Annotated in this window: 24 protein-coding genes; 5 read left to right on the top strand and 19 right to left on the bottom strand. The window is 71.2% G+C overall.

What is annotated here, in order from left to right:
- Positions 1-51: 51 nt before the first annotated feature.
- The 18 genes from ACWDU4_RS22400 to ACWDU4_RS22315 form a co-directional block, all read right to left on the bottom strand.
- Entirely contained in the window at positions 52-666 is a 615-nt protein-coding gene (locus tag ACWDU4_RS22400) for a cell division protein SepF (RefSeq protein ID WP_450116124.1), read from the bottom strand.
- A gap of 50 nt (positions 667-716) precedes the next feature.
- Positions 717-1457 (bottom strand): YggS family pyridoxal phosphate-dependent enzyme, encoded by a 741-nt coding sequence (locus ACWDU4_RS22395; RefSeq protein WP_450116123.1) that lies wholly within the window; start codon positions 1455-1457, stop codon positions 717-719.
- On the bottom strand, positions 1450-2193 hold the full coding sequence (gene pgeF, locus ACWDU4_RS22390) for a peptidoglycan editing factor PgeF (protein ID WP_450116122.1): 744 nt from the start codon (positions 2191-2193) through the stop codon (positions 1450-1452). The genes ACWDU4_RS22395 and pgeF overlap by 8 nt, the downstream gene beginning before the upstream one ends.
- Complete coding sequence (gene ftsZ, locus ACWDU4_RS22385; RefSeq protein WP_450116121.1) at positions 2190-3419, bottom strand: cell division protein FtsZ; 1230 nt, start codon at positions 3417-3419, stop codon at positions 2190-2192. Before ftsZ ends, pgeF begins: the two co-directional genes overlap by 4 nt.
- 260 nt (positions 3420-3679) lie before the next feature.
- Entirely contained in the window at positions 3680-4459 is a 780-nt protein-coding gene (locus ACWDU4_RS22380) for a cell division protein FtsQ/DivIB (protein WP_450116120.1), read from the bottom strand.
- Complete coding sequence (gene murC, locus ACWDU4_RS22375; protein ID WP_450116130.1) at positions 4456-5919, bottom strand: UDP-N-acetylmuramate--L-alanine ligase; 1464 nt, start codon at positions 5917-5919, stop codon at positions 4456-4458. The genes ACWDU4_RS22380 and murC overlap by 4 nt, the downstream gene beginning before the upstream one ends.
- Before the next feature lie 59 nt (positions 5920-5978).
- The gene (gene murG, locus ACWDU4_RS22370; RefSeq protein ID WP_450116119.1) at positions 5979-7121 is read right to left on the bottom strand and encodes an undecaprenyldiphospho-muramoylpentapeptide beta-N-acetylglucosaminyltransferase; all 1143 of its coding nucleotides are present in this window, start codon (positions 7119-7121) and stop codon (positions 5979-5981) included.
- A 2-nt stretch (positions 7122-7123) separates the two neighbouring features.
- On the bottom strand, positions 7124-8797 hold the full coding sequence (ftsW, locus tag ACWDU4_RS22365; RefSeq protein WP_450116118.1) for a putative lipid II flippase FtsW: 1674 nt from the start codon (positions 8795-8797) through the stop codon (positions 7124-7126).
- Positions 8784-10232 carry a UDP-N-acetylmuramoyl-L-alanine--D-glutamate ligase gene (gene murD, locus ACWDU4_RS22360; RefSeq protein ID WP_450116129.1) on the bottom strand — a complete coding sequence of 483 codons (1449 nt, stop codon included), beginning with the start codon at positions 10230-10232 and terminating at the stop codon, positions 8784-8786. Before murD ends, ftsW begins: the two co-directional genes overlap by 14 nt.
- A gap of 92 nt (positions 10233-10324) precedes the next feature.
- Positions 10325-11404 (bottom strand): phospho-N-acetylmuramoyl-pentapeptide-transferase, encoded by a 1080-nt coding sequence (gene mraY, locus ACWDU4_RS22355; protein ID WP_450116117.1) that lies wholly within the window; start codon positions 11402-11404, stop codon positions 10325-10327.
- Positions 11401-12912 carry a UDP-N-acetylmuramoyl-tripeptide--D-alanyl-D-alanine ligase gene (locus tag ACWDU4_RS22350; RefSeq protein WP_450116116.1) on the bottom strand — a complete coding sequence of 504 codons (1512 nt, stop codon included), beginning with the start codon at positions 12910-12912 and terminating at the stop codon, positions 11401-11403. Before ACWDU4_RS22350 ends, mraY begins: the two co-directional genes overlap by 4 nt.
- Positions 12909-14558: a UDP-N-acetylmuramoyl-L-alanyl-D-glutamate--2,6-diaminopimelate ligase gene (locus ACWDU4_RS22345; RefSeq protein WP_450116128.1), complete on the bottom strand. Its 1650-nt coding sequence runs from the start codon at positions 14556-14558 to the stop codon at positions 12909-12911. The genes ACWDU4_RS22350 and ACWDU4_RS22345 overlap by 4 nt, the downstream gene beginning before the upstream one ends.
- A gap of 183 nt (positions 14559-14741) precedes the next feature.
- Positions 14742-16571, bottom strand: a complete 1830-nt coding sequence (locus ACWDU4_RS22340) for a peptidoglycan D,D-transpeptidase FtsI family protein (protein WP_450116127.1) — start codon at positions 16569-16571, stop codon at positions 14742-14744.
- Between the two features lie 65 nt (positions 16572-16636).
- Positions 16637-17473, bottom strand: coding sequence for a hypothetical protein (locus ACWDU4_RS22335; protein WP_450116115.1), 837 nt, complete (start codon positions 17471-17473; stop codon positions 16637-16639).
- Positions 17470-18426, bottom strand: a complete 957-nt coding sequence (gene rsmH / locus ACWDU4_RS22330; protein WP_450116126.1) for a 16S rRNA (cytosine(1402)-N(4))-methyltransferase RsmH — start codon at positions 18424-18426, stop codon at positions 17470-17472. Before rsmH ends, ACWDU4_RS22335 begins: the two co-directional genes overlap by 4 nt.
- A 260-nt stretch (positions 18427-18686) precedes the next feature.
- The gene (gene mraZ / locus ACWDU4_RS22325) at positions 18687-19118 is read right to left on the bottom strand and encodes a division/cell wall cluster transcriptional repressor MraZ (RefSeq protein WP_450116114.1); all 432 of its coding nucleotides are present in this window, start codon (positions 19116-19118) and stop codon (positions 18687-18689) included.
- Between the two features lie 446 nt (positions 19119-19564).
- Entirely contained in the window at positions 19565-19981 is a 417-nt protein-coding gene (locus ACWDU4_RS22320; RefSeq protein WP_450116113.1) for a DUF3040 domain-containing protein, read from the bottom strand.
- Between the two features lie 189 nt (positions 19982-20170).
- Complete coding sequence (locus ACWDU4_RS22315) at positions 20171-20572, bottom strand: SAV_6107 family HEPN domain-containing protein (protein WP_450116112.1); 402 nt, start codon at positions 20570-20572, stop codon at positions 20171-20173.
- Between the two features lie 202 nt (positions 20573-20774).
- Between ACWDU4_RS22315 and ACWDU4_RS22310 the strand changes: the two genes are divergently transcribed.
- From ACWDU4_RS22310 to ACWDU4_RS22290, 5 genes are read left to right on the top strand one after another with little or no spacing between them, the layout of a single operon-like run.
- Positions 20775-21365: a GNAT family N-acetyltransferase gene (locus ACWDU4_RS22310; protein WP_450116111.1), complete on the top strand. Its 591-nt coding sequence runs from the start codon at positions 20775-20777 to the stop codon at positions 21363-21365.
- 19 nt (positions 21366-21384) lie between these two features.
- On the top strand, positions 21385-22962 hold the full coding sequence (locus ACWDU4_RS22305; protein WP_450116110.1) for a phytoene desaturase family protein: 1578 nt from the start codon (positions 21385-21387) through the stop codon (positions 22960-22962).
- A 20-nt stretch (positions 22963-22982) separates the two neighbouring features.
- Positions 22983-23813 (top strand): carotenoid biosynthesis protein, encoded by an 831-nt coding sequence (locus tag ACWDU4_RS22300; protein ID WP_450116109.1) that lies wholly within the window; start codon positions 22983-22985, stop codon positions 23811-23813.
- On the top strand, positions 23807-24541 hold the full coding sequence (locus ACWDU4_RS22295; protein WP_450116108.1) for a DUF3153 domain-containing protein: 735 nt from the start codon (positions 23807-23809) through the stop codon (positions 24539-24541). Before ACWDU4_RS22300 ends, ACWDU4_RS22295 begins: the two co-directional genes overlap by 7 nt.
- A 22-nt stretch (positions 24542-24563) precedes the next feature.
- Positions 24564-25706, top strand: coding sequence for a glycosyltransferase (locus ACWDU4_RS22290; RefSeq protein WP_450116107.1), 1143 nt, complete (start codon positions 24564-24566; stop codon positions 25704-25706).
- 4 nt (positions 25707-25710) lie between these two features.
- Here the strand turns inward: ACWDU4_RS22290 and metF are convergent, their stop codons facing one another.
- Positions 25711-26676, bottom strand: a complete 966-nt coding sequence (metF, locus tag ACWDU4_RS22285; RefSeq protein WP_450116106.1) for a methylenetetrahydrofolate reductase [NAD(P)H] — start codon at positions 26674-26676, stop codon at positions 25711-25713.
- Between the last annotated feature and the right edge of the window lie 225 nt (positions 26677-26901).

Raw genomic sequence — 26901 nt, 5'->3', positions numbered from 1 at the left:
CACCCGGTCGCACCCCTCACATTGCTACTGCCGAGACCCGGCAGTACCTGGTCATTTCTGATTGTAGAAGCCGTTCTCCGCGATCCGGCGGCGCTCCTCGGCGGAGACGTCGATGTCCGCCGGTGAGAGCAGAAACACCTTCGTGGCCACCTTGTCGAACGAGCCACGCAGCGCAAACGCCAGGCCGGCGGCAAAGTCGACCAGTCGCTTGGCGTCCGCGTTGCTCATCTCGACCAGATCCATGATGACCGGGGTGCCGTCGCGGAACCGCTCACCGATGATGCGCGCCTCCCCGTAGTCCCGGGGGCGCAGCGTGGTGATCTTCGACAGCGGCCCACCCTCGTCGAAGACGGGGGCGCGCCGGCTCTCGATCCGCGGCTGCGTGTTGACCGCCAGCGATCCGTGCGTCGACGTGGGACGGGGCGCGGAGCCCACGGACGGACTCGGCCGCGAGGAACGCGGGGGCAGCGGCTCCATCCGCCGGGGAGCGGGCTGCCGGTCGTCGATGTCGTCGCGTCCGCCGTAACCGGGGTCGTCGTATCCGCCGTCGACGCCGTCCTCGTATCGGCTTCGCGGGGCCCGACGAGGCTCGTCGAGGTAGTCGTCCTCGTAGTCCTCGAGCGGAACCATGCCGAAGTAAGCCTTGAACTTGTGCAGAGTGCTCATCGATCGACCTTCCTTGGCGCGGCGGATAATCGGTCGGGACGCCGATCAGTTCATTTCGAGGCTATCGGCCTCGAACCCAACAGAGCGGTTCCGACACGCACGCACGTTGATCCGTGTCGAACCGCACTCTCGAGGTCTGCGGTCATCCCCGCCGACAACATGCGCGCGTCCGGATGGTCACGCAACACGTCCTGGTGGGCGGCCGCGAGTGTAGCGAAAGATTCGTCGGGGGCGGCGCCCAGCGGCGGGACCGCCATCAATCCGCCGAACACGAGACCCTCTGCGGCGGCGGCCCGTTCGGCCAGCGCCGCCAGTTCCGTCAGCGGAACGCCGCCGCGTTTCGGGTCGCCGTCCAGGCTCACCTGCAGCAGCACCCGCAGCGGTCCGCTCCGCTCCCCCGCGCCCTGCGCCGCGACCGCCGCCGACGCGAGCGCGTCAACCAGCCGCTCGCTGTCGACCGAGTGGACCGTGTCCGCCCACCGCGCGACGGCGCGAGCCTTGTTGCGTTGCAGGCTGCCGATCATGTGCCACTTGGCGTCACTCAGCTCGGCCAGCTCGGCCACCTTCGCGGACGCCTCCTGCTCCCGGGACTCGCCGAACTCGCGGCACCCCAGGTCGTACAGGATCCGGGCGTCCGACGCCGGGAAGAACTTCGTCACCGGCAACAACTGCACCTCGCCCGGCGCACGCCCGGCTGCAGTGCAGGCCAGCGTCAACCGGTTCCGCACCGCGGCCAGCGCGGTCGCGATCTGCGCGGCGCGATCCGGCTGCCCGGTGTCGCCCTCAGTCACCGTCGATCGGCTCCATCCAGATCGCCCCGCCGATGCGTCCGGTGACTCCGGACCGGCGGTAGCTGAACAACATCCGGTCCTCGATTGTGCACCGCGGATCCTCGGCGACGCCGCCGACACCGGCCTCGAGCAACTGGCGACGCAGACCTGCGCGCAGGTCCAGGCCGGGTGTGCCGCGTTCGGTGGTGGTGGCGCTGCCGGGCAGATGGGCCTCGACATCGGCCTGCATCGCCGCGGGCACCTCGTATTGCCGCCCGCTCGCCGCCGGTCCGAGGAACACGCCGATGCGGGAGATCTCGGCGCCCTGCGCGATCATCGCGTCGAGTACCCGCGGCACGATGCCGATCCTGGCGCCGACCCGACCGGCGTGCACCGCGGCGATGACCCCGGCCTCGTCGTCGGAGAGCAGCAACGGCACACAGTCCGCGGTCAGCACGACCAGCGCCAGGTTCCGTTCGGTGGTGACCAGCGCGTCGGTCGCCTCGACCGGCGCGTCGACGGGACCGGTCACCACGGTCACGTTCCGGCTGTGGATCTGCTCCATCCACACCAGCCGCTCGAACGGCAGCCCGATGCCGGCGGCGAGCCGACGCCGATTGGCGTCGACCGCCGCCGGATCGTCACCGACGTGGTCACCGAGGTTGAACGAGTCGTACGGCGCCGCAGAGACACCGCCGGCGCGGGACGTGACGACTCGACGAACCCGAACCGCAGGTGCCACGGAAACAGCCGTCACCGGCGCATGAAGTCGGGAACGTCGACGTCGTCGTCGCCGTCCTCGTCCTGGACCGGCACCGCGCGCGCCTGGGTACCGACCGGGATCGGCGGCAGCGCCGCGGGGGCGGGCTCGCGGCGCGGCTCCCGCACCTCCGCGCTGTGCTGCGGGGTGTGCGACACGGGCGCCGCCTCCTCCGCGACCGGCGAACGGCCGATCTCCCCGGCGCGGGCGACGCCGATGGTGCCGCGACCGGCAGCCTGCTGCTGCTGCGGCGGCGCCTCGGCACGCCGCACCGGCGCACCGCCGTCGAACCCGGCCGCGATCACCGTGACCCGGACCTCGTCACCGAGCGAGTCGTCGATGACCGTGCCGAAGATGATGTTGGCGTCGATGTGCGCGGCCTCCTGCACCAGCGAGGCGGCCTCGTTGATCTCGAACAGGCCGAGATCCGAGCCTCCTGCGATGGACAGCAGCACGCCGCGCGCACCCTCCATCGACGCCTCCAGCAGCGGCGAGTTGATGGCGGCCTCGGCGGCCTGGATCGCACGCCCGTCACCGCGGGCCGAACCGATGCCCATGAGCGCGCTGCCCGCACCGGACATGACGCCCTTGACGTCCGCGAAGTCGACGTTGATCAGGCCGGGTGTGGTGATCAGGTCGGTGATGCCCTGGACACCGTTGAGCAGCACCTCGTCGGCGGACCGGAACGCGTCCATCAGGGACACCGCGGCATCGCCGAGCTGGAGCAACCGGTCGTTCGGGATGACGATCAGGGTGTCGCAGGACTCTCGCAGAGCCTGGATGCCGTTGTCGGCCTGGCTGCCGCGACGCTTGCCCTCGAACGAGAACGGGCGGGTGACCACGCCGACCGTCAGCGCGCCGAGCTTGCGCGCGATCGAGGCGACGACCGGCGCGCCACCGGTTCCGGTGCCACCACCCTCGCCTGCGGTGACGAAGACCATGTCGGCACCCTTGAGCACCTCTTCGATCTCGTCCTTGTGGTCCTCGGCGGCCTTGCGGCCGACCTCCGGATCCGCTCCGGCACCGAGTCCGCGGGTCAGTTCACGTCCGACGTCGAGCTTGACGTCGGCGTCGGACATCAGCAGGGCCTGGGCGTCGGTGTTGACCGCGATGAACTCGACTCCCTTGAGTCCCTGCTCGATCATGCGGTTGACCGCATTCACACCGCCGCCGCCGATACCGACGACCTTGATAACGGCGAGGTAGTTGTGCGGGGGCGTCATGGGCTCTCGCCTTCCGTGTATGTGTGTTCGCGCTGGGTGTTACCGGCGATGCTGACGTTACTTGTGGCGCTGAGGTTACTGGTGGTGCAGGTGCCCTTCACCACCAGGTGGATCGAGTAAACCCTCAACCTCAACCATAGACTTACAGTTATGTCAAGTGGATGACTGAGCCGAAACGCTACGGGCGGGTGCCGTACATGCCCAGCAGGCGCGCCGACGGACACGCCGATTTGTCGACGGACCGTGTGCCGCGGGGATCGTCACCGGATGGTCGGCAGGTCAGGGCTCGACACGTCGTACACCTTCCCCGGCTGACCGAGCAACGGCACGGCGATCGCCGCCTTGCGGTCCGACGAGTCCGCACTCCCCCACACCAGCTCCCGACCGTCGGCGAGCGTCAGGTGGATGTCGGACAGCGACCCCGCCGACACCTCCGTCACCTGCGGCCGCAGTTGCGGGGGCAGCGCGTTCAGCGCGGTCAGCGCGTCCACCGTCGCCGGATCGTCCCTACCCGGCGACGCCACCTTCAGGCGGGGAACCCCCGGTGGCGCCGGTTCGATCGCATACGCGACGCCGGACGCGTCCATCAGGTGAGTGCCCTCCGGCATGTCGTAGAACACCGCGGGCACCCGTTCGACCACCGTGACGCGGATCGTCGACGGGTACTGCCGCTCGACGCGGGCGTGGTCGACCTTCGCGATCGACGCGACGCGCTGCGCCGCCGCACCCGTGTCGACCCGCAGCAGGGGCTGGCCGACCGGTATCGCCAGCGCGGCGAGAACCTCCTCGCTGGGCACACCGACGTTCCCGACGACCGAGATCGTGCGCGCCGACAGCAACGGCGTCAGCCAGAGCACCAGACCGAGCGCGACCGCCACCACCACCGCAGCCGCGGCGAGATAGATCGGCTTGCGCTTCCGGCGAACCGCGGGCGACGCGGACCCGGCACGGATGCGGGTCGGGCGGGCCTTCGAACGGGCGGGTTCCGGGCGACGGGCTCCCTCGGCTTTCGTCGCCCGCATTCCCCGCGGCCGGTTCACACCGACTCCCCGGCCCGTCCCGTCGCGTCCGGGCGCGACCGCGACCCGGCCGGAGCCGCGGCGAGGGCACCGAGAATCTCCTTGCCCAGCATCGTCACGTCACCGGCGCCCATCGTGATGACCACGTCACCGGGACGGGCCAGTCCGGCGATCTGACGCGGCGCCATCGACAGGTCCGGCTGGTAGTGCACGGGCCGCGTGACCGCCTGCGCAACCAGCGCGCCACTGACACCGGGCAGCGGCTTCTCCCTCGCCCCGTACACGTCGAGCACTACCACCTCGTCGGCGAGGTCGAGTGCGCCACCGAACTCGGTCGCGAACGCCGCGGTCCGCGAGTACAGGTGCGGCTGGAACACCACCAGTACCCGTCCGCCGGAGGTGCGCACCAGTTCCCGCGCCGCCTCGAGCACCGCGCGGACCTCGGTCGGGTGGTGGGCGTAGTCGTCGAACACCCGGACGCCGTTCTCCCGGCCGGTGTGCTGGAAGCGGCGATGCACCCCACCGAATCCGCTGATCCCGTCGACGATCTCGTCGATGTCGGCGCCGGCCTCACGGGCCGCGAGCAGCGCACCCAGTGCATTCAGTGCCATGTGCCGGCCGGGGACGGACAGCCGCAGTGCCCGAGGCGCGGCCTCACCGGCGAGCTGGACGTGCGCCACCCCGCCGACGTCGCGCGGTTCCCAGGACAGCAGCTGCGCCTCGAGCGGGACGGCGCTCTCCGGACCACCGGGGCCCGCCGCGTCACCGCTGCCGTAGCCGAGCACGCGGATCGGCAGACCTCGCGCGACGACCCGCTCGGCCAGGGCCGCCGACCCGGGGTCGTCGAGGCACACGACCAGCACGCCGCCCGGCACGATCCGGTCGGTGAAGTCGTCGAACACCTGGACGTACGCCTCGGCGCTGCCGAAGAAGTCGAGATGGTCGGCCTCGACGTTGGTCACGATGACCACGTTCGGGCCGTACTGCAGCAGCGACCCGTCACTCTCGTCGGCCTCCGCGACGAAAACGTCGCCGGACCCGTGGTGGGCGTTGGTTCCGGCCTCGTTCAGTTCCCCGCCGACCGCGAACGACGGATCGACACCGCAGTGCTGCAGCGCGACCACGAGCATCGACGTCGTCGACGTCTTGCCGTGCGTGCCCGCCACCAGCAGCGTCCGGTGCCCCTCCATCAACGAGGCCAGCACCGCGGGCCGCAGGATCACCGGGATGCCGCGTTCGGCGGCGGCGACGAGTTCCGGGTTGTCCTTCGGGATCGCGGCATGCGTGGAGACGACCGCGGTCGGGCCGCCGGGCAGCAGGTCGAGTGCGCTGGCGTCGTGCCCGATGCGCACCTGTGCGCCCCGCGCCCGCAACGACAGCACGGTCCGGCTCTCCTTGGCGTCCGACCCGGACACCTGGCCGCCGCGAGCCAGCAGGATGCGGGCGATGCCGGACATCCCGGCACCACCGATGCCGACCATGTGCACGCGCTCGAGATGCGCGGGCAACCCCGTTGCCTTCGTACCGCCGGAGTTCGTGCTCACAGCTGTCCACCCTTCGCCACCTCGAGAACGACCCGCGCCACCGTGTCCGCCGCGTCGCGGTGCCCGGCCCCCGCCGCCGCGGCCCCCATCGCTGCGAGCCGATCCCCGTCGCGCAGCAACGGCACCACCGTGTCGGCGACGAACGCCGGAGTCAGGTCGGCGTCCGCGACCAGCAGACCGCCGCCGGCCGCGACGACCGGCTCGGCGTTGAGTTCCTGTTCCCCGTTGCCGTGCGGCAGCGGCACGTACACCGCGGGCAGTCCGACGGCGGAGATCTCCGCGACGGTCATCGCGCCGGACCGGCACACCGTGGCGTCGGCGGCCGCGAGCGCCAGGTCCATCCGCGTCAGGTACGGCACCGCGACGTACGGCGCCGCAGGGTTGTGCTGGGTGACCTCGAGGGTGTTCTTCGGTCCGTGGGCGTGCAGCACCGAGATCCCCGCCGCGGCGAGCGCCTCGGCGGCGCCGGAAACCGCCTCGTTCAGCGAGCGGGCCCCCTGCGATCCGCCGGTCACCAGGAGAACGGGCCCCTCGGCGGGCAACCCGAAGTGCTCCCGCGCCTGCGCCCGCAGACCGGCACGGTCGAGGCCGGTGATCGACGAGCGCACCGGGATGCCGACGATCTCGGCGTCGCTCCGGCCGCGGGCGGCCACTCCCGACCCCGGCACCGCCGCGAGGACGCGCGTCGCGACCCGGGCGCCGATCTTGTTCGCGATGCCCGCACTGGCATTGGCCTCGTGCACGACGACCGGGACGGCGCGACGCCTGCGGGTGATCCCCTTGCCCGCGGCGAGATACGCAGGCAGCGCGACGTACCCGCCGAACCCGACGATCACGTCGGCCTGCACCGCGTCGAGCACCTCGCGGGTGCGACGCACCGAGGCGCGCACCCGGCCCGGCAACCGCAGCAGGTCCATCGTGGGTTTGCGCGGCAGCGGCACCGGCGGGATCAGTTCCAGCGGGTATCCGCGATCGGGGACCAGCGTGGTCTCGAGTCCGCGTTCGGTGCCGAGAGCGGTCACCGTCACCGACGGGTCGAGTCGCCGCAACGCGTCGGCCATCGCCAGTGCCGGCTCGATGTGTCCGGCGGTACCACCCCCCGCGACGACGACGGACAGTCCGGACGATCTACCGCTCACACTCACCTACGAAACCCTCGTTCACCAAAGCCACGGTCACGGTCTTCGCGACGTCCGGACGACCGGTCCCGCCGCGGGTCCGATGCTAGTGCCTGCCGACGGCGCGGGTCCGGCCCCTGTCCCTGTGGAGCCCGGCGACCCTGCTGCTCCCGGCGACGCTGCTCCTCGCGGCGGCGCTGCTCGTCGCGACGATGCTGGTCCTCCCGGCGGCGCCGCTCCCGCTGCTGCGCGGCGCGGCGCTGCGCCTCCCGTTGCGCGGCCCGCTTGCGGTCGGCCTTGTCCGCCGCCTCGCGACGCGCGGCGGCGGCCTTGCCCGGCGAGTACTGCTCGGGCTTCGGCAACCGCAGCAGCCGACCGAATCGGCCGTCCTGACCGGCGTGCAGCGCAGCGACGGCCTCCGGTTCGTGCCGGGCGGCGTTGGCGATGATGCCGAACATCAGCAGCGTGATCGCCGTGGAGGTGCCACCGGCCGACACCAGCGGCAACTGCTGTCCGGTGACCGGCAGCAACCCGATCACGTACCCGATGTTGATCATCGCCTGCGCGAGGATCCAGGTGGTCGCGGTCGCGGTGAGCAGCCGCAGGAACGGGTCCACCGAGCGCATCGCGATCCGCAGGCCCGCGTAGACGAACAGCGCGAACAGTCCGAGGACCGCCACACAGCCGATGAAGCCGAGTTCCTCGCCGATGATCGCGAAGATGAAGTCGTTGTGGGCGTTCGGCAGGTAGTTCCACTTGGCCCGCGACTGGCCGAGGCCCCGACCGAACAGGCCGCCGTCGGCCAGCGAGAACTTCGCCTGGCGGCTCTGGTAGTTCGCGCCCTGCGGATCGTCGCCGGGATTCAGGAAGCCGAAGATGCGGGCGGCCCGGTAATCGGCCGAGAAGGCCAGGGCCAACGCACCGACCCCGACGCCGATCACCGCGCCCCCGAACAACTTCGCAGGCAACCCGGCGAACCACAGGAGGGCGCCGACCACGATCACGAACGTGACGGTCGTCGAGTAGTTCGGCTGCAGGATGACCAGCAGCGACGCCAGCAGCGCACCCGGGACCAGTGGGATGAGCAGTTCCTTGACGGGTGCGCCGGGGCGCCGGGTGGCCAGCACGTGCGCGCCCCAGATCACGAGCGCGACCTTCGCCAGCTCGGACGGCTGGAAAGACAACGTCCCGAGCGTGAACCAGCGGCGCGCACCGCCCGACATCGTGCCGATGCCCGGGATCAGGACCAGGAACAGCATGATCAGTGACACCACGAAGGCGGGCAGGGCGAGCTTGCGCAGGACGTGCACCGGGATGCGCAGGGCGAGGTAGAACAGCACGGCGCCGAGCAGGGCGTAGATCACCTGGGTGGTGAACATGCTGTATGCCGACCCGGTGTCCGCGTACGCCTCCACGCTCGACGCCGAGAGCACCATCACCAGGCCGAGGACGGTGAGCAGCGTGGCGATCGTGACGATCAGGTGGAACGACGCGAGGGGCCGCGACAGCCAGGCACCGAACCGGGCGCGGACGCCGCTCAGCGACAGTGCGGACCGGCGTGGATCGGTACCGCCGGAGGCCTTGCGGGCAGCCGGACGCCCCTTGGCGCCGGCTGCGGGGCGGCGGCCCTTGTCGCCGGCCGCAGGAGTGCGGCCCTTGTCACCGGGTGCGGGGCTGCGCCGCTCAGCCGTCGACATGGTCCTGGTCGCCCGGCAGCGCGTGCACGGCGTCCGCGAAGCTTCGTCCGCGGTGGCCGTAGTCGGTGAACATGTCGAGCGAGGCGGCGGCAGGCGCCAGCAGCACGGCGTCGCCGGGTGCCGCGACCTCGGCGGCGACCTGTACCGCGCGCGCCATCACCGCTTCGGGCGCGTCGGTCGAGGTCACCCGCTCATCGTGCCCCTCTTCGATGCGCCGGACGGGGACCTGCGGCGCGTGTCGGGCCAGTGCGTCCGCGATCTCACCGGCGTCGCGACCGAACAGCACCGCCGCGACGAGCCGGTCGGCGACCTCGGCGACCAGGTCGTCGACATGCGCGCCCTTGAGCAGTCCGCCGGCGATCCACACCACCCGCGGGTGCGCGAGCAGCGAGGTTCGGGCCGCGTGCGGGTTGGTGGCCTTCGAGTCGTCGATGTAGGTGACGCCCGCGACCTCGGCGACCGGGGCCGCGCGGTGCGGCCCGACCTGGTAGTTCCGCAGCCCGTCCCGCACCGCGGTCGCGGGCACGTCGACGGCGCGCGCGAGGGCGGCGGCGGCGAGGGCGTCCATCAGCCCGGCGGGTCCGGCCGGGGTGACGTCCTCGACGGATGCGAGGGTCTCGCCCGTGGGCTCGGCCGCGAAGGCGCGGTCCACCAGCCGGTCTCCGTCGATGCCGAGTTCTCCGGGGCCGGGGACACCGAGCCGGAAGCCGACCGTGCGCTCGGCCCGGCTCCGATCGGACAGCGACGCGGCGACCGGGTCGTCGAGACCGAGCACCGCGACCCCACCGGTCAGTGCCTGCGCCTTCGCGTCGACATAGCCCTGCATGCCGCCGTGCCAGTCGAGGTGGTCCTCGGCGATGTTGAGCACGGCACCCGCGGTCGGGTGTACGGACGGCGCCCAGAACAGTTGGAAGCTCGAGAGCTCGACGGCCAGCGCCCGGTAGCCGTCGGGTGCGCGCAACGCATCGGTGACGGGCAGGCCGATGTTTCCGCAGGCCACGGTCGGGACGGCGGCCGCCCGCAGGATCGACTCGAGCATCGACGTCGTGGTCGTCTTGCCGTTGGTGCCGGTCACCACCAGCCACTGTCGGGCCGGACCGTACAGCTCCGCGCGGTCGACCCGCCACGCGAACTCGACATCACCCCAGATCGCGATGCCCGCACCGGCTGCGGCCGAGAGCACCGGGGAGTCCGGTCGCCAGCCCGGGCTGGTGATCACGTGGGCGAAGTCGACGACGGCGGCGGCCGCCTCGTCGGGCGTCGCGGTCGCAACGCCGTGCTCGGCCGCGGCAGTCGCGAGCGCCTCGGCATTGCCGTCGGTGAGGGTGACCTCCGCCCCGAGGTCACGAAGCGGGGCGATCAACGCCCGACCGGAGATGCCCGCGCCGGTGACCAGCACTCGAGCCCCGCGCAGCCGCGCCAGCTCCTCGGGCAGGGAAGGCGCGCCCTCGGGCGAAGCCTCGGGCAGGGATGGCGCGCCCTCGGGCGAAGCCTCGGGCAGGGATGGCCGTGTCGTCGCGGTCACCGTCAGTCCCCGACCACCGCGAGGTACTCGCTGTAGAACAGCGCCAGGCCCACCGCGGACGCGATCGCCGCCAACAGCCAGAATCTGATGATCACGGTCGTTTCGGCCCAGCCACCGAGTTCGAAGTGGTGGTGGAACGGCGCCATTCGGAACACCCGGCGCCGGCTGGACCGGAACACCGCGACCTGCACCACCACGGACGCCGCCTCGGCGACGAACAGTGCGCCGACGACGACCATCAGCAGTTCGGTACGGGTGACGATGGACAGGCCGGCGAGCAGGCCACCGAGGGCCAGCGAACCGGTGTCGCCCATGAAGATCTTCGCGGGCGCCGCGTTCCACCACAGGAAGCCGATGCAGGCGCCTGCCGCGGCGGCGCAGATCAGCGCCAGGTCGAGCGGGTCGCGCACGTCGTAGCAGCCCTTGGCCGGGTTCGTCTCGCACGCGTTGCGGTACTGCCAGAACGTGATGACGGTGTAGGCGCCGAGCACCATCGTCATCGATCCCGCGGCCAGTCCGTCCAGGCCGTCGGTCAGGTTCACCGCGTTGGACCAGGCACTGACCAGCAGGTACACGAACAGGATGAACACCACCGACCCCATGGTCACGGTGGTGATGTCCCGGACGTACGACAGGTGCGTACTGCCCGGCGTCAACCCGGACGCTCCACGGAACTGCAGTGCGAGGACACCGAACAGGACCGCGGCGATCAGCTGGCCGACCAGCTTCGCGGTCTTGTTCAGGCCCAGGTTGCGCTGCTTGCGGATCTTGATGAAGTCGTCGAGGAAGCCGACCGCACCGAGGATCGTGGTCAGTCCGAGGACCAGCAGCGCGGAGGCGCGCGGGCCGTCGGCGTCGTAGCCGATGCCGATCAGGTGCGATCCCCAGTAGCCGGCCCAGAGGCCGATGATGATCGCGACGCCACCCATCGTGGGGGTGCCGCGTTTGGCCTGGTGGCTGGCCGGGCCCTCGACCCGGATCTCCTGTCCGAAACCCTGACGGGAGAACATCTTGATCAGCACCGGGGTCAGCAGGATGGACACCGCGAGCGCGATGCCACCCGCGAAGAGGATCTGTCTCACCGGTCGTGCTCCTCGTTCGTCTCGGGGTCGTCCACAGGCGGGTCCGTCAGAAGCGCGTCGGCCACCGTCCACAGGCCCACCGACTGCGATGCCTTGACCAGCACGATGTCGCCGGGCCGCACCTCACGTCGCAGAATCTCGAGCGCCGCGTCCTGGTCGGGCACGAGGATCGACTCCTCGCCCCAGGACCCTTCCATCACCGCGCCCTGATGCATGCCTCGCAGCGGCCTGCCCTCGCCGACGACGATCAGCCGGGTCACGTCCAGGCGGACCACCAGTCGGCCGATGGCGTCGTGCTCGACGACGGTGTTCGGGCCGAGTTCGGCCATCTCGCCGAGCACCGCCCAGGTGCGTCGCGGCTGCGCGCCGGCGCGGCTCATGGTGACCAGCGCCTTGAGCGCGGCCCGCATCGAGTCGGGGTTGGCGTTGTAGGAGTCGTTGACGACGGTGACACCGTCGTCGCGGGTACGCACGTCCATCCGCTTCGCCGACACCGCGCGGGCGGCGCCGAGCGCAGTCGCGACCTGCTCGATGCTCGCGCCGCATTCGAAGGCGACGGCGGCGGCGGCGAGCGCGTTGCCGATCTGGTGTTCGCCGTGCACGCCGAGGGTGATCCGGGCGCTGCCCTGGGTGGCGACGAGAGTGAATTCGGCGCGCGCCTGGTCGTCGAGGTGAACGTCGACCGCGCGCACGTCGGCCGACGCGGACTGCCCGACCGTGACGACGCGGGCGCGGGTGCGCTGCGCCATCGCGGCGACCAGCAGGTCGTCGGCGTTGAGGACCGCGACACCACCGTCCTCGGCGGACGGCAGCGCCTCGACCAGCTCACCCTTCGCGGTCGCGATCGCCTGCTGCGAGCCGAACTCGCCGAGGTGCGCGGTCCCGACGTTGAGGACGACACCGATCCGGGGCGGCACCGTCGCGGCCAGCTGCGCGATGTGCCCGATCCCCCGGGCCGAGAGTTCGAGCACCAGATAGTCGGTGCCGGCGTCGACGCGCAGCGCGGTCCACGGGTGACCGAGTTCGTTGTTGAACGATCCGGGCGGCGCAACGACCGACCCCAGCGGGGCGAGCACCGCGGCGAGGAGGTCCTTCGTGGACGTCTTGCCGGACGAGCCGGTCACGCCGACCACGGTCAGACCCGAAAGCTCCGTGGTCACCGCGTGTGCGAGCCGGCCGAGTGCCGCGAGCACCGCGGCGCCCGACCCGTCGGTGTCGTGTTCGAGGGCCATGGCGTTGCTGTCCGACGGGCCGAGCGGGGCGACGACGATCGCGGGCACCCCGACCGGGCGGGCCGCGAGCACCGCGACCGCGCCGGCCTCGATCGCCGCGGCGGCGTGGTCGTGACCGTCGACGCGGGCGCCGGGCAGCGCCAGGAACAGTCCCCCGGCGGTCACCTTGCGCGAGTCGAACTCGACGCTGCCGGTGACGGTGGCGTCCGGGTCCGCGACGTCGTGCAGGGTGCCGCCGACGATCTCGGCGATCCGGGCCAGGGACATTTCGATCATCGAGCCGCTCCGCTCACCCGGTCGATGGCTTCCGCGACGACCTCGCGGTCGTCGAATGGGTACTTCACCCCACCAATCTCCTGTCCGATCTCGTGTCCCTTGCCCGCGACGAGCACGATGTCACCGGGGCCCGCCCACTCGACGGCCGCGGCGATCGCCTCGGCGCGGTCGCCGATCTCACGTATCTCGCCGCGCCGGTCCTCGGGTACCCCCCGCGCGCCCTCGAGCAGCGCGGCCCGGATGGTGGCCGGGTCCTCGCTGCGCGGGTTGTCGTCGGTGATCACCAGCAGGTCGGCTCCACGCGCCCCGGCCTCACCCATCAGTGGGCGTTTGCCCTGGTCACGGTCTCCGCCGGCACCGACGACGACGGCGAGGCGGCCGCTGCTCTGGCCGCGCAGTGTGGCGATGACGGCCTCGAGTGCCGCCGGCTTGTGGGCGTAGTCGACGACCGCGAGGAACTGCTGGCCGCGGTCGATGCGCTGCACCCGTCCGGGCACGTCGACCTCGGCGAGCCCGAGGATCGCGTCGGCCGGCGCGACGCCGCACTCGTGCAGGACGGCGAGCGCGAGCAGCGCGTTGGCGACGTTGTACCGGCCCGGCAGGCGCAGCGTGGCGGTCAGGTTCTGCCCGTCGGGAGTGACGACCGCGAAGCTCTGGGTGCCGTCGGCGCTGGTGGTGACCCCGGACGCCGTCCACGCTCCCGCGCCGGTGGTGCTCACGGTGACGGTGTCCGGGCCGGCGACGGTCGCCATCTTCGCGCCCCACTCGTCGTCGACGCAGACGACCGCGCGGGCGGCATGCACCGTCGACGCCGGGTCGAACAGCCGCGCCTTCGCGGCGAAGTAGTCGTCGAGGTCACTGTGAAAGTCGAGGTGGTCCTGCGACAGGTTGGTGAACGCGCCGACCGCGAACTCGGTGCCTGCGACCCGGCCGAGTGCGAGCGCGTGGCTGGACACCTCCATCACCACGGTGTCGATGCCGCGTTCGAGCATCGCCGCGAACAGCGCATGCAGCTGCGGCGCCTCCGGCGTCGTCAGCGCACTCGGGACGCGACGTCCGTCGATGCGGGTCTCGATGGTGCCGACCAGTCCGGGATGACGGCCGGCGGCGGTCAGTCCGGCTTCGACGAGGTACGAGGTCGTGGTCTTGCCCGACGTGCCCGTGATGCCGACGATCCGCAGCCGCTGCGACGGGTTGCCGTACACGGCGGCGGAGACGATCCCGAGCACCGCACGCGGATCGGGATGCACCAGCACCGGCAGCGGCGCCGCGGGCGGGGCGATCCGCTCCAGGCCGGCGGGATCGGTGAGGACCGCGACCGCACCCCGGTCGAGGGCGGTGGCCGCGAAGTCGGCGCCGTGGGCGCGTGCGCCCGGCAGCGCGGCGAACAGGTCTCCCGGCTGCACGCCCTGCGCCCGCAGGTCGATTCCCGTGACCGTGACGTCCGCCGAGTCACCGTGGTCCTGCGCGGCACCGCCGCCGTGAGCCCGGCCGGCACCGCCGCCGATCCACCGCAGTTCGGCGCCCACGAGCTCTGCCAGACCGGCCACGGCCGTGGACGGAGGGTGCGTCGGTCGCGGTCCGGGGGTCACAGCCGGCGGACCCGCCTCCGGGGTCACACTCGGCGGACCCGCCTCCGGGGTCACACTCGGCGGACCCGCCTCGGCGCTCTCGTTGGTCCCTTGCACGGGCAGGTGATTCCTCTCGAGGGTTCGGGTGGCGGGGTGGTCCGGTCGCGATGTCGGTCGACGGACCGACGTGTCACGTTACCGGCGTTGATCTGGAAACGGAGATTCGCATCCCGGTGGGGTGAGTACCGGCGAGCTCGGTCAGTCGGCCTGGAGCACCAGCTGCCGGCCCGGGTCCGCGGACAGCGGGATCTTGTCTCGTTGCAGGATCCACGCGGCGATGTTGTGGAACAGCGGCGCCGCGGACTGCCCGCCGGACCCGTCCGCGCTGCGAACCGGAGCGTCGAGCATGATCCCGATCACGAAGCGGGGCTTGTCGGCGGGCGCGATGCCGGCGAAGGTGATCCAGTAGTTCGAGTTCGAGTAGCACTTGCAGCCGGGGTCGACCTGCTGCGCGGTACCCGTCTTTCCACTGACCTGGTATCCCTCGACCGAGGCGGCGGCCCCGGTGCCCTGCTGGTAGCCCATCGGGTCCCGCTGGGTGACCGATCGGAACATGTCGCGGACGGTGACGGCGGTCTGCTCGCTGACCACCTGCACGCCCTCCGGGTGCTCGGTCGCGGTGCGGTTCCCGTCGGCGTCCACCGTGGCCCGCACGATCCGGGGCGGGATCCGCATCCCGTCGTTGGCGATGGCCTGGTACATCCCGGCCATCTGCAGCAGCGTCATCGACAGGCCCTGGCCGATCGGCAGGTTCGCGAAGGTTCCGCCCGACCACTGGTCCCGGCTGGGCACGTCGCCGGCGCTCTCACCCGGCAGCCCGACCTCGGTGCGCTGACCGAGCCCGAACTTGCCGAGCATGTCCGCGAACCGGTCCTCCCCCACCCGCTGCGCCAGCATCAGGGTGCCGACGTTCGACGACTTCCCGAACACGCCGGTCGAGGTGTACGGGACCACTCCGTGGTCCCACGCGTCCTTGACGGACACCCCGGCCATCTGGATCGACCCGGGCACCTGCAGCACCTCGTCGGGAGTGGTCAGTCCGGCTTCGATCGCCGCGGCGGCGGTGACGATCTTGTTCACCGAGCCGGGTTCGAACGGGGTGCTGACGGCCAGGTTGCCCATCTCCCGTTTCACGTTGTTGCCGACGCCGATGGACGGGTCGAAGGTGTTGTCGTTCGACATCGCCAGGACCTCACCGGTGTGCGAGTCGAGGACCACCGCGGACGCGTTCTTCGCTCCGGAAAGGTCCTTGGCCTGCTGCACCTGCTGCTGCACGAAGTACTGCAGGTCCGCGTCGATGGTCAGTTCCACCCCGGAGCCGTTGACGGCAGGCTGCTTGTCCCGCCAGCTGCCTGGGATGACGGCGCCGTCGGAGCCGCGGTCGTAGGTCTGGGAGCCGTCGGTGCCGGCGAGGGTGGAGTCCATCGAGTCCTCGAGGCCGAGCAGGCCGTGCCCGTTCCAGCCGGTGGCGCCGACGAGGTTCGCGGCGAGCGCGCCGCCCGGGTACTCGCGGATGTCCTGCCGCTCGAGCCCGACCTCAGGGAACTCGTCGACGATCTTCGCCGCCACGTCGGGGTCCACGCCGCGGGCCAGGTACTCGAAGGTCAGGTTGCTCTTGAGCTTGGCGAGCACGTCCTTCTGCGGCGCCGCATCGCCGAGCTTGTCGTGGATGCCCTTCGCGATGGCCTCGAGCCGGTCGTCCACCTTGGGCTCCTCGCCCTTCTTCCGCGCGGCCTCCTCGATCTCCTTGCGGACCTTCGGCGGCTGGAACGTCAGCGCCTTCGCCTCCATCGTGAACGCGATCGGCTTGCCGTTGCGGTCGGTGATGGACCCGCGGGTGGCCGGGTCGACGAGGGTGGTCGAGCGCTGGTCCGCGGCCTCCGCGGACAGGCGCGGCGCCTGGACGCCCTGGATCCACAGCAACTGGAGTACCGCAATGCCGAGGGCGGCGAACATGACGAACCGGCCGGTGCGGTGCCGGAACCGGAAGCTCGTCGACTCGCCGAGATCGGCGCGCCGCGTCCGGATGTTGCCGGAACGGCGAACCCCGCCGCGCGGAGCTGTGCGACGGGGTTGGGAGGGGCGGCCTCCACTCACTGCGGACCGCCCTGGTTACCTGCCTGTTCTCCTCGCGCCATGGGGACCAATTGTCCATCCTGCGCTGCGGGTTGCTGCGGATTGCCTGCCTGCGGCGTGACGGCCGGCGCCGGTGCGGCGATGACGGCCTGCGCGGCGGGCGCGGGGACCGGAGCCGCCGGCGCCGGGGACACCGGTGCGGGGGTGGCCGCCCGGGAGCCGACCGCGGGAAGATTCGCGGCGGCCAGTCCGGTCCCGCGGGCGGTGCCGGCGTTGAGGGTGGCCCCACCGGCAGGCGCGGCCGGTGCCGGCGGCGGCACGACCGGCGCGCCCTGTGCCGGCTTGGGATCACCGACCACGGTGACCGCGCCGTTGTCGGCGACGACGAGCCGGGCCACGTCCCTGGCCGGGATCATGCCCTGTGCGGCCGCCTTGCGGGCGAGCTCCGGCGCCGAGTTCGCGGCAAGGAAGTCGCGCTCCAACGCGGCCTTCTTCTCCACGAGTTCCTGGTTGTGCGCCTTTGCCGCGCTCAGCTTGTATGAGTCCTCGGCGGCCCGGGTGGTGAGCAGCAGCGTGATCGCCAGCCCCACCGAGAGGAGACCGATGATGGTCGCCACGAACGGGATTCGAGCGGTGAAGGCGCCCCGCTTGGTACGGGAGACGGGGGCCGTGATCGCGGCCCGCTGGTTGCGCTTGGCGTATGCGCGCTGGGCCGCGGTCGACCGGGAACCGGCCTGGGGCCGCGCGGTGGAGCGGTCGCCGGTGGTCGCCGGTGCCCGTCCACTGGTGCGGGGGCGGACCGAAGTCGTCGTGCCACGCTCGCGCACGGCAGCCGATCGCACGGGAACTGTCATGCCGTCGCCCTCCTCGAAATTCGTTCGGCACAGCGCAATCGCACCGGTGCCGCCCGCGGGTTCTCCTCGATCTCCTGCTCGCTCGCGCGCTCGGCACCGCGCGTGCGCATCTCGAACTCCGGTCCCATACCCGGCAACTCGACCGGCAGGCCCTCCGGGCTCCGGGACTTGGTGCGCGGGGTCAGCTCCTGCTTGACCAGTCGGTCTTCCAGGGACTGGTAGGACATGAACACCACGCGGCCACCGACCGCGAGCGAGTCGAGCGCCGCGGGGATCGCCGCGCGCAGCGAGTCGAGTTCGCCGTTGACCTCCACCCGCAGTGCCTGGAAGGTGCGCTTGGCGGGATGCCCGCCGGTGCGCCGGGTCGCTGCCGGAATGGACGCGTAGATCACCTCGACCAACTGCGAGCTGGTGGTGAACGGCTCGATCTTCCTGCGTCGCAACACTTCCGACGCGATTTTCCCGGCGAAGCGTTCCTCGCCGTAGGTACTGAGGACCCGGGCGAGCTCGCCGTGACTGTAGGTGTTGAGGATGTCGGCGGCAGTCTGGCCCCGGGTCGGGTCCATCCGCATGTCCAGCGGGGCGTCGACGGAGTACGCGAAACCGCGGTCGGCCTCGTCGAGTTGCATCGAGGACACCCCGAGGTCGAACAGGATGGCGTGTACCGACTCGACCTGGTCGTACCCCGCGATCTCGAGGGCATCGGCGATGCCGTCATACCTGGTGTGCACCAGGGTGACTCGATCACCGAACCGCTCGAGCCTGCCTCCCGCGATCTCCAGTGCGGCGGGATCGCGGTCGAGACCGATCAGGCGCAGTCCCGGGTACGCCTGCAGGAAGTGCTCGGAGTGTCCACCGAGGCCGAGGGTGGCGTCAATCATCACCGCACCCGACCCGTCCTCGGATTCGCGGGTGATCGCGGGCCCGAGGAGTTCCACTGCGCGAGTGAGCATCACGGGGACGTGACCGAACTCGGGGACCCGGCCGGAATCCTCCGCGGGCGGGTTCGCTTCGTCGTCCACGAGTTCTCCCTTGCGGTCCTGTTCGGTCTTCTGCGTCGTCGGTCGTGGCTGCGGTCGGTCCCGACCGGGTGTCGAGGTGGGGGCGGGTGCCGCGAGGTCTCTGTCCGATCCACCGAACCTGGCGCTGGGGAAGTGCGTCAGGGTCGGTATCGGGCAGAGGCCGCGCGGCATCCGCCGATGACGAATGGCGGCTACAGGATGTCGCTGAGGGATTCGGATCTGGCTTGGGAGTAGGTTTCCTCGTTCTCCTCGGAATAGGTGTGCCACGACTGGGCATCCCAGATCTCGAGGAAGTCGACCGATCCGACGACCACACATTCCTTCGTCAGGCCGGCGTAGCGCCGGTGGTCGGCGGACAGGGTGATGCGCCCCTGGGAGTCGGGGTGCTGTTCGTCGGCTCCCGCCGCGAGCGCGCGGACGAAGGCCCGGGCTTCCGGGTTGCTCCGTGAGGCCGCTGCGGCCCGTCGGGCGAGGGCGGTGAACTCTTCGCGCGGATACACCGCGAGGCTGTGGTCCTGCCCTTTCGTGACCATCAACCCTCCCGCCAGTGCATCGCGATACTTCGCGGGCAACGTCAGTCGCCCCTTGTCGTCGAGCTTCGGCGTGTAGGTACCGAGAAACATCTCGACACCTCCCCAGTCGTTCCGAGAAACGAACGGCCTCACCCTGTGGTTCACCCCGGTGAACCAGTGCGCACCACGTTACCCCACTTTCCCCCACACACAAGGCGAACATGCCGCAACCTTCACGACTTTCGGACCGTCATTGCAGGTCAAAGCAGTGGCGGAAGGTGGGGGGATTTTCGTGTGTCGTCTACCACGACGTTGATCTCACCGAGAGCGTGGCCACACGGCCCGCCGAATGTCCCAGCTCATCGACCACTTCGGGCCGCGAGGATCAATTACGCGGACCGAAGTGGGGCTCGCAGTGGGGCGCGGTGGGGGGCACCGGTGGGGCGCGGCGGGGACGGCCCGAGGGCACGCCCACCACGCACTCACGACGTGCAGACACGACAAAGGCGCGACACACCGTGTCGCGCCTTTTCGCTGCGAGTCGAAGCCGGAGTTCGCTACTCCTGCTCGAACCGCTTCTTGAATCGGTCTTCCATGCGGGACGAGAATCCGCCGCCGCTCTTACGGCCGCCCGAAGGCTTACTGGCCGACGACGCGGGCCCGGACTTCTCGCCCGATCCCGCCTTCACACCCGGACCTGATCCCCACCTGAGGAACAGAACTCCGGCACCGAACATCACAAGGAAGCCGAGCAGACTGATGATCAGAAATACGCCCGCCTTGGCTGCGAGGGGAATCCCCGCAACCAGGAGAACGAGTCCGAGGACGAAGAGGGCCCCCGCCTGCATCCGACGCTTGCTCGAGGCCGCACGCATACGGCCTCCCCTCACAGAGGACGCGAACTTAGGGTCTTCGGCGTAGAGAGCGCTCTCGATCTGATCGAGCATCCGCTGCTCGTGCTCGGAGAGTGGCACGGTTACCTCCCCCGGCACATCAAGTTGGCGGCCGAATCGTTGGGTCGAATCGACCGGTTGCCGACGTTCGCGGCTACCTGTCGTCAATGATACGAGTACACGTCACCCCGTACCACCTACTCCGACAACGAGTTGCCCGAGATTTTCCCTCGGACACACAGATGCCCTGGTGGGCAGGCCCGCCCGACCCTATGCCGACGCGCGGACGAGACCGCCCTCACCCCGAAGGCCCCGGCCGCCCACGACCTCGAGGCGCTCTTCGACCACGGTCAGGAACCTGGACACTTCTCCGTGGAAGCGATCCGCCTCGGCTGCGGTGATCGTGCGGGAGATGCCGGCCTCGATCGCGGCCCGCGTGTCGGAGTGCGACGCGAAGAACTCCGCCCACCCGGACAGGTCCGGCTCGACCCGACTCAACAGCACCCACGCACTCCGGGACCGCGAGCGCGGCGTGCGACCGGCGAGCGCCGCGCCCGCACCGCGCAACGCCGCCAGGTACGCCGCCCGGAACCGGTCCGCCGGATCACGCGCCCCGGCCGCCTCCGCCAGCAGTGCGTCCGCCCGGTCGAGCAGAGTCACCCGAATTGCCATCTGCCGAACACCTCCCCTGCATTGCCCGCGGAATCCGAACAGCACCCGGACCCGCGTCGCCCCCCGGATCCACCCCCGCACCCGCCTGCCGTGCAATCCGGCGAAGCGCGCTTCCCTCACGCTCCACCGGATTGCCGGTATCGAACATTCGTTCGACCTATTCAATATAACCGCCCCCACCGACACGGAGTCAAGAGAGAGGGTGAGTCCGGTCGACACCACCCCCGTCCCCCGCCTGGTCGAACTGTCCGCCGCCGACCTGCGCGGCCGCCTGCCCGAAGCTCTCGCCATCTACGTCGAGGCGATGAGCTACCCGAAGGGCACCGAGATCCATCGCGCCCCGATGTGGACCGAGCACACCGCCCGGCCCGGGTGGCGCGGTGTCGCCGCGTTCGCTCCCGATTCCTCCGGCGCCGACGCGATGGTCGGCATCGCGTACGGCTACCGCGGCGCACCCCACCAGTGGTGGCAGCAGCAGGTTCGGGACGGCATGCGCCGGTCCGGCGCCGATCCGGACGAGATCGAGGCAGTGCTCGGCGACTACTTCGAACTCACCGAGCTGCACGTCTCGCCCCGCGCCCAGGGGCACGGCACCGGCGGTGCGCTGCTGCGACTGTTGCTGACCGACCGCCCCGAGTCCAGGGTGCTGCTGTCCACTCCCGAGGTGCCGAACGAGAACAACCGGGCGTGGCGGCTCTACCGCAGGCTCGGGTTCACCGATGTGGTCCGGCACTTCCGGTTCACCGGCGACAGCCGCCCGTTCGCGGTGCTGGGGCGTCCGCTGCCGCTCTGACCCTTATAGCCTTGGCGTCGTGATCGACGCGGTGGTGGTGGGTTCCGGACACAATGCGCTCGTCGCGGGATGTTATCTCGCGCGCGAAGGCTGGGCCGTCGAAGTGCTCGAACGCGACACCGAACTCGGTGGCGCCGTCTCGACCGTCGAACGGTTCCCCGGACACCGGGTGGACCGCGGCTCCTCTGCGCACATCATGATCCGGCACACGGGGATCGTCGAGGAACTCGACCTCGGCGCACACGGGTTGCGCTATCTGGACTGCGACCCGTGGGCGTTCGCACCGGCACCGCCGGGAGATCCGCGACCGGGCATCGTCTTCCACCGCGACCTCGAGGCAACCTGCCGCTCGATCGCCGCGGCGTGCTCAACGCGTGACGCCGACGCGTACCGCCGCTTCGTCGGCACGTGGGGACCGCGAACGGCGTCGGTGATGCGGGCGTTCGGTGCCCCACCGACCGGTGGCCGTCTGGTCCGCTCGTTCTGGGGACTCGACACCGGTGACGGGCCGACGACCCTGTCTCGGGAGTTCCTCGCGTCCGGGGACGCGCTGCTCGACGACTGGTTCGACGACGAGCGCCTCAAGGCGGCCCTGGCCTGGTTCGGCGCCCAGTCGGGACCGCCGATGTCCGAGCCGGGCACCGCCCCGATGGTCGGGTTCGCCGCCCTGATGCACACGATTCCGCCGGGCCGCGCGGTCGGCGGCAGTGGCGCCCTGACCGCGGCGCTGGCGTCGCGGCTCACCGCCGACGGCGGCACCGTCCGGCTCGGGGACGGCGTCGTCGAGCTGCGCCGCAGCGGCGACGGCTGGCTGACCCGCACCGCGTCGGGTCGCGAAGTGCGGTCGAAGGTCGTGGTCGCGGGCTGCCACATCCTGACCACCCTGGACCTGCTCGAGCGTGGCGGACACGACGCCGCCCGGATCGCGGACTGGCGGCGCCGGATCCGGGTCGGGCCGGGCATCGGCATGGTGCTCCGGCTCGGCACGGACGCGCTGCCGCAGTACCCGAGTGCCCCCGAGGGCGCGACGGCCACCTCCGGCCTGCAGCTGCTCGTCACCGACCGTGCGCAGTTGCGACTGGCGCACGGCGCGGCACTCGCCGGGGAACTGCCCCCGGCGCCTGCGGTGCTCGCCATGAGCTTCAGCGGCCTCGACCCGAGCCTGTGCCCGCCCGGCGAGCACCAGGCGACGCTGTGGTCGCAGTGGCATCCGTACGCGCTGAGCGGGGGCCGCAGCTGGTCGGACCTGGCAGAGACCGAGGGCGATCGGATCGTCGCCGAAATCGAACGGTTCGCACCGGGATTCACCGCGTCCATCCGCCACCGGCTGGTACAGACCCCGGCGAGCCTCGAATCGGAGATGGGGCTGATCGGCGGCAACGTCATGCACGTGGAGATGTCCCTGGACCAGATGTTCATGTGGCGTCCGCTGCCGGAACTGTCCGGCTACCGGGTACCCGACGCGACCGGCCTGTACCTGACCGGGGCGTCCACCCACCCCGGCGGCGGGGTGTCCGGGTCCAGCGGGCGCAGTGCCGCTCGGGTTGCGTTGTCCGACGGCAGGTTCGGGCGGCTGCGCCGGCTCCTGAGACGATGACACGCGCCGCGCGCGGGGCCATGACGCGAGTCACACCAGCACCGCGTGCCCCTGCCGCGCACGCGTGGCGCACCGCGCCTGCGCTGGTCGCGTCGGTGGTCGCCGTCACCGCGCAGATCGCCTACCCCCTGGTGCACGGCTCCGCACGGGACACCGTGACGGTGGTCGTCGTGCTGTCGCTCGCCGTGGCGGCGGTGACCCACGCCTGGTCCACGCGCGGGTTCCGGTGGGCCGCAGCACTGCTCGTCGTCACCGCCGGGCTCGGGCTGCTGTCGGAGGTCGTCGGCACCGGCACGGGAATCCCGTTCGGGTGCTACGACTACGCAACCGACCGCCTCGGACCGTCGCTCGCCGCGGTGCCACTCCTGGTGCCCTTGGCGTGGACGGCGGGCTGCTACCCGGTGTGGTGCGCGGTCACCCACGTGGTCGACCGGGGCCGCCCCCTGACCCGGGCGGCACTCGCCACCGTCGGGATCGTCGGGTGGGATCTCTTCCTGGATCCCCAGATGGTCGCCGACGGCCAGTGGCAGTGGTGCTCGGCGCACCCGAGCCCACCCGGCCTCGAGCCGATCCCCTGGACCAACTACGCGGGCTGGCTGCTGGTCGCCGCCGCGATCGCGGCGACCCTGACCTGGCTGGACCTCAGGTGTACCGGTGTCGACCCGAGCCCGGCCGCCGATGCGGTCCCGCTCGCGCTGTTCCTGTGGACGTGGCTCGGGTCCGCCCTGGCCCACGCGGTGTTCCTGCCCGATTTGGGGTGGTCGTCGGGGTACGGACTCGTCGGCATGGGCGTAGTCGGCGTGCCGCTGCTCGCGCGTCTGAGCCGGGCTGGCACCATGGCCAGGTGCTGACGCCCCGAACCAGTGATGAACGGTCCCGTGTCCGACGCCCCCGTACCCGACTGGCCGCGCTGACCGCCCTGCTGCTGCTGGCCGTCCCCCTGCTCAGCGGCTGCCTGCGGGTCCAGGTGTCGATGGGTGTGTCCGCCGACGACCGGGTGTCCGGTCAGATCGTCGCGGCCACCGTCCCCACCAGCGAGACGGACACGGGCCCGGAACTGACGCCGCCGGACTCACTCGTCGGGAAGGTACGGGTGCAGGAGTACAAGCAGGACGGCTACGTCGGCTCCCAGGTGTTCTTCAGCGACCTGACCTTCGGTGAGGTGCAGCAGCTCGGATCGATGTCCGGTCAGGCCGGTCCGTCCGTGCAGCTGAACTTCCAGCGCGCAGGCGACGTCGTGGTCCTCGACGGCAAGGCCGACCTCAAGGCCGTGCCCGACAGCAGCGACGTCCAGATCAGCGTCGCGTTCCCGGCCCGGGTGGCCACCACCAACGGCAACCGCGACGGCGACTCGATCGTCACCTGGAAGCTGTCCCCCGGAGAGGTCAACACGCTCCGGGCCGAGGTCCGCTACCAGGACCCGAGCACCCGCGGGTTCGCAGGCTGGGCCGGCATCATCGGCGGCGTCACCCTCGGTGTCGCACTGATCGTCGGAGTGATGGCCTACACCCAGCGCGACCGCTCCCCTCGCTACCTGCGCAGCGACGGCGCCAACCGGGCGAAGATCGAGCAGGACTGATCCCCGGAACGGGGGGCGTCGGGTGCGGCCGGTGCACGGTGCGATCCGGCTCGGCGCGGCGCTGTCGGCGGCCGGGGCCGCGATCGCGGCCGTCAACGCGGCCACCATGCCCCGGCTGCGTCCCGGTCTCGCCGTGACCGAGCCGGTCACCGTGTGCGTCCCCGCCCGCGACGAGGCCACCACCCTGCCGCTGCTGATCGCCGATCTGCGAGCTCAGCGGGGGCTGCCCGATCTGCGGGTGCTGGTACTCGACGACGCGTCGACCGACGGCACCTTCGAGGCCGCGATGGCGGCGATCGGTACCGACGCCCGGTTCACGGTTCACCGCCGCGAGGGCGACCCGCCGCCCGGCTGGGTCGGCAAATCCGCGGCGTGCGCGCACCTCGCCGACCTCGTGGGTGCCGAACCCGTCGGCGCACTGGTGTTCCTCGACGCCGATGTCCAGCTCATGCCGGACGCGGTCGCCGCCGCCGTCACCACGTTGCGCCGCCTGCGGGTGGACCTGCTGTGCCCGTGGCCCCACCAGGTGGCCGTGTCACCGGTCGAGCGCCTCCTGCAGCCGCTGCTGTGCTGGTCGTGGCTGGCCAGTGCGCCCCTCCCGATCGCGAACCGCAGCCTGCGGCCGTCGATGGCGGTCGCGTGCGGTCAGTTTCTGGTGTTCGATGCCGACGGCTACCGCGCGGTCGGCGGACATCACGCGGTCGCCGGGGACGTCGCGGAGGATCTGGAACTGGCCCGGGTGTTGCGCCGCGCGGGCCGGCAGACCGCGGTCGCAGCGGCCGGGACCCTGGCCTGCTGCCGGATGTACACCTCGGCAACGCAGGTGCGGGACGGCCACGGGCGGTGGCTCTGGACACAGTTCGGCTCCCCTGCCGGGGCGGCCGCGGTGCTCGGGGCCGGGACGGTCGCGTACGTACTGGCACCACTGTCCGCGGTCACCGGCGGGCACCGTCGCTGGGGACTCGCGGCCTACGGCGGCGCCGTCGCGTCACGGCTGCTGGCACGCGGCGTCGAGTCCGGCCGGCGACCGTCCACGCGGGACGCGGTGGACGCCGCCGCGCATCCGCTGTCGATGCTGGTACTGGCCGCGTTGACCGTCGACTCCCACCTACGGCACCGCCGCGGCACCCTCGCATGGAAGGGCAGGCGGCTCCACCGCCCGTGAGCACCTATGCCGCGTTGCTGGCGAAACCGAGGTTGGTCAGCACCTCGCGGGTGGCCCGCGCGAAGTTCAGGGTGATGAAGTGCAGGCAGGGTGCGCCCTCGGAGATCAACCGCTCGGCGAGTTCGGTGGCCACCTCGATGCCCACCTCCCGGACCGCGGCCCGATTCTCCTCCGGACCGCCACCGGCGGCCTTCGTGAGCCGCTCCTCGAGTCGGGCGGGCAACTTCGAGCCCGACAGCTCGAGGCTGCGCCGCGCCGACCGCAGCGACGTGATCGGCATGATCTCGGGGATGATCGGCTTCTCGCCCTGCTCGGCGTCGAACGCGACCACCCGGTCCCGCAGCCGCAGGTAGTCGTCAACGTCGAAGAACATCTGGGTGATCGAGTACTCGGCGCCGGCGCGCAGCTTCGACACCAGGTACTTCGTGTCGTGGTCGAGGTCGGGGGCGCGGTAGTGGCCCTCGGGGAACGACGCGACGCCGACGTGGAAGTCGCCCATGTCCCGCACCAGCCGGACGAGGTCCTCGGCGTACTCGACGCCGTCGGGGTGCTTGACCCACTCGCCGAGCGGGTCGCCGGGCGGATCGCCACGCAGGACCAGGATGTTGCTGATGCCGCGGTCCGCGTAGGCGCCGCACATGGTGCGCAGTTCGTCGACGCTGTGGCCCACCGCCGTCAGGTGCGCTACCGGCAGCAGGGTGGTCTCCTCGGCGAGTTCACCGGTGACGCGGACCGTGCGGTCGCGGGTGGATCCGCCGGCACCGTAGGTCATCGACACGAACGCCGGACCCATCCGCTCGAACTCGCGGACGGCCCGCCACAACCGCGCCTCGGCGTCGGCGTCGCGCGGCGGAGAGAACTCGACGGAGAACGGGATCCGCCCTCCGGCGGTACCGATACGGTCGACGATCGACGGGGTCTGCGACGCCCATCCCTCGCTGGACCGCCCCCTGACGGCATCAAAAGTCACGGGTCAATCATAGGGGCGGGCCTGGGCGAGGTTTCCCGGCCACCGCTCCGGCCGCTCTCCGGCCACCACCAGGGCGTGTCTCCCAATCCCTCTCGGATGCATCTGGCGAAACAATCGTCGTCCTGGAAGGCGGAGGAGAAGCCGATACCGGGGTTGTATCGGCGCCGACGACAACGCCGCAGGGCGGCGATTGGGCGCCAGATGCGCCGAAAAGGGGATTGGGAG

Source organism: Rhodococcus sp. NPDC003348, from assembly GCF_053589375.1.
This window is presented reverse-complemented; position numbering and strand designations above follow the sequence as displayed.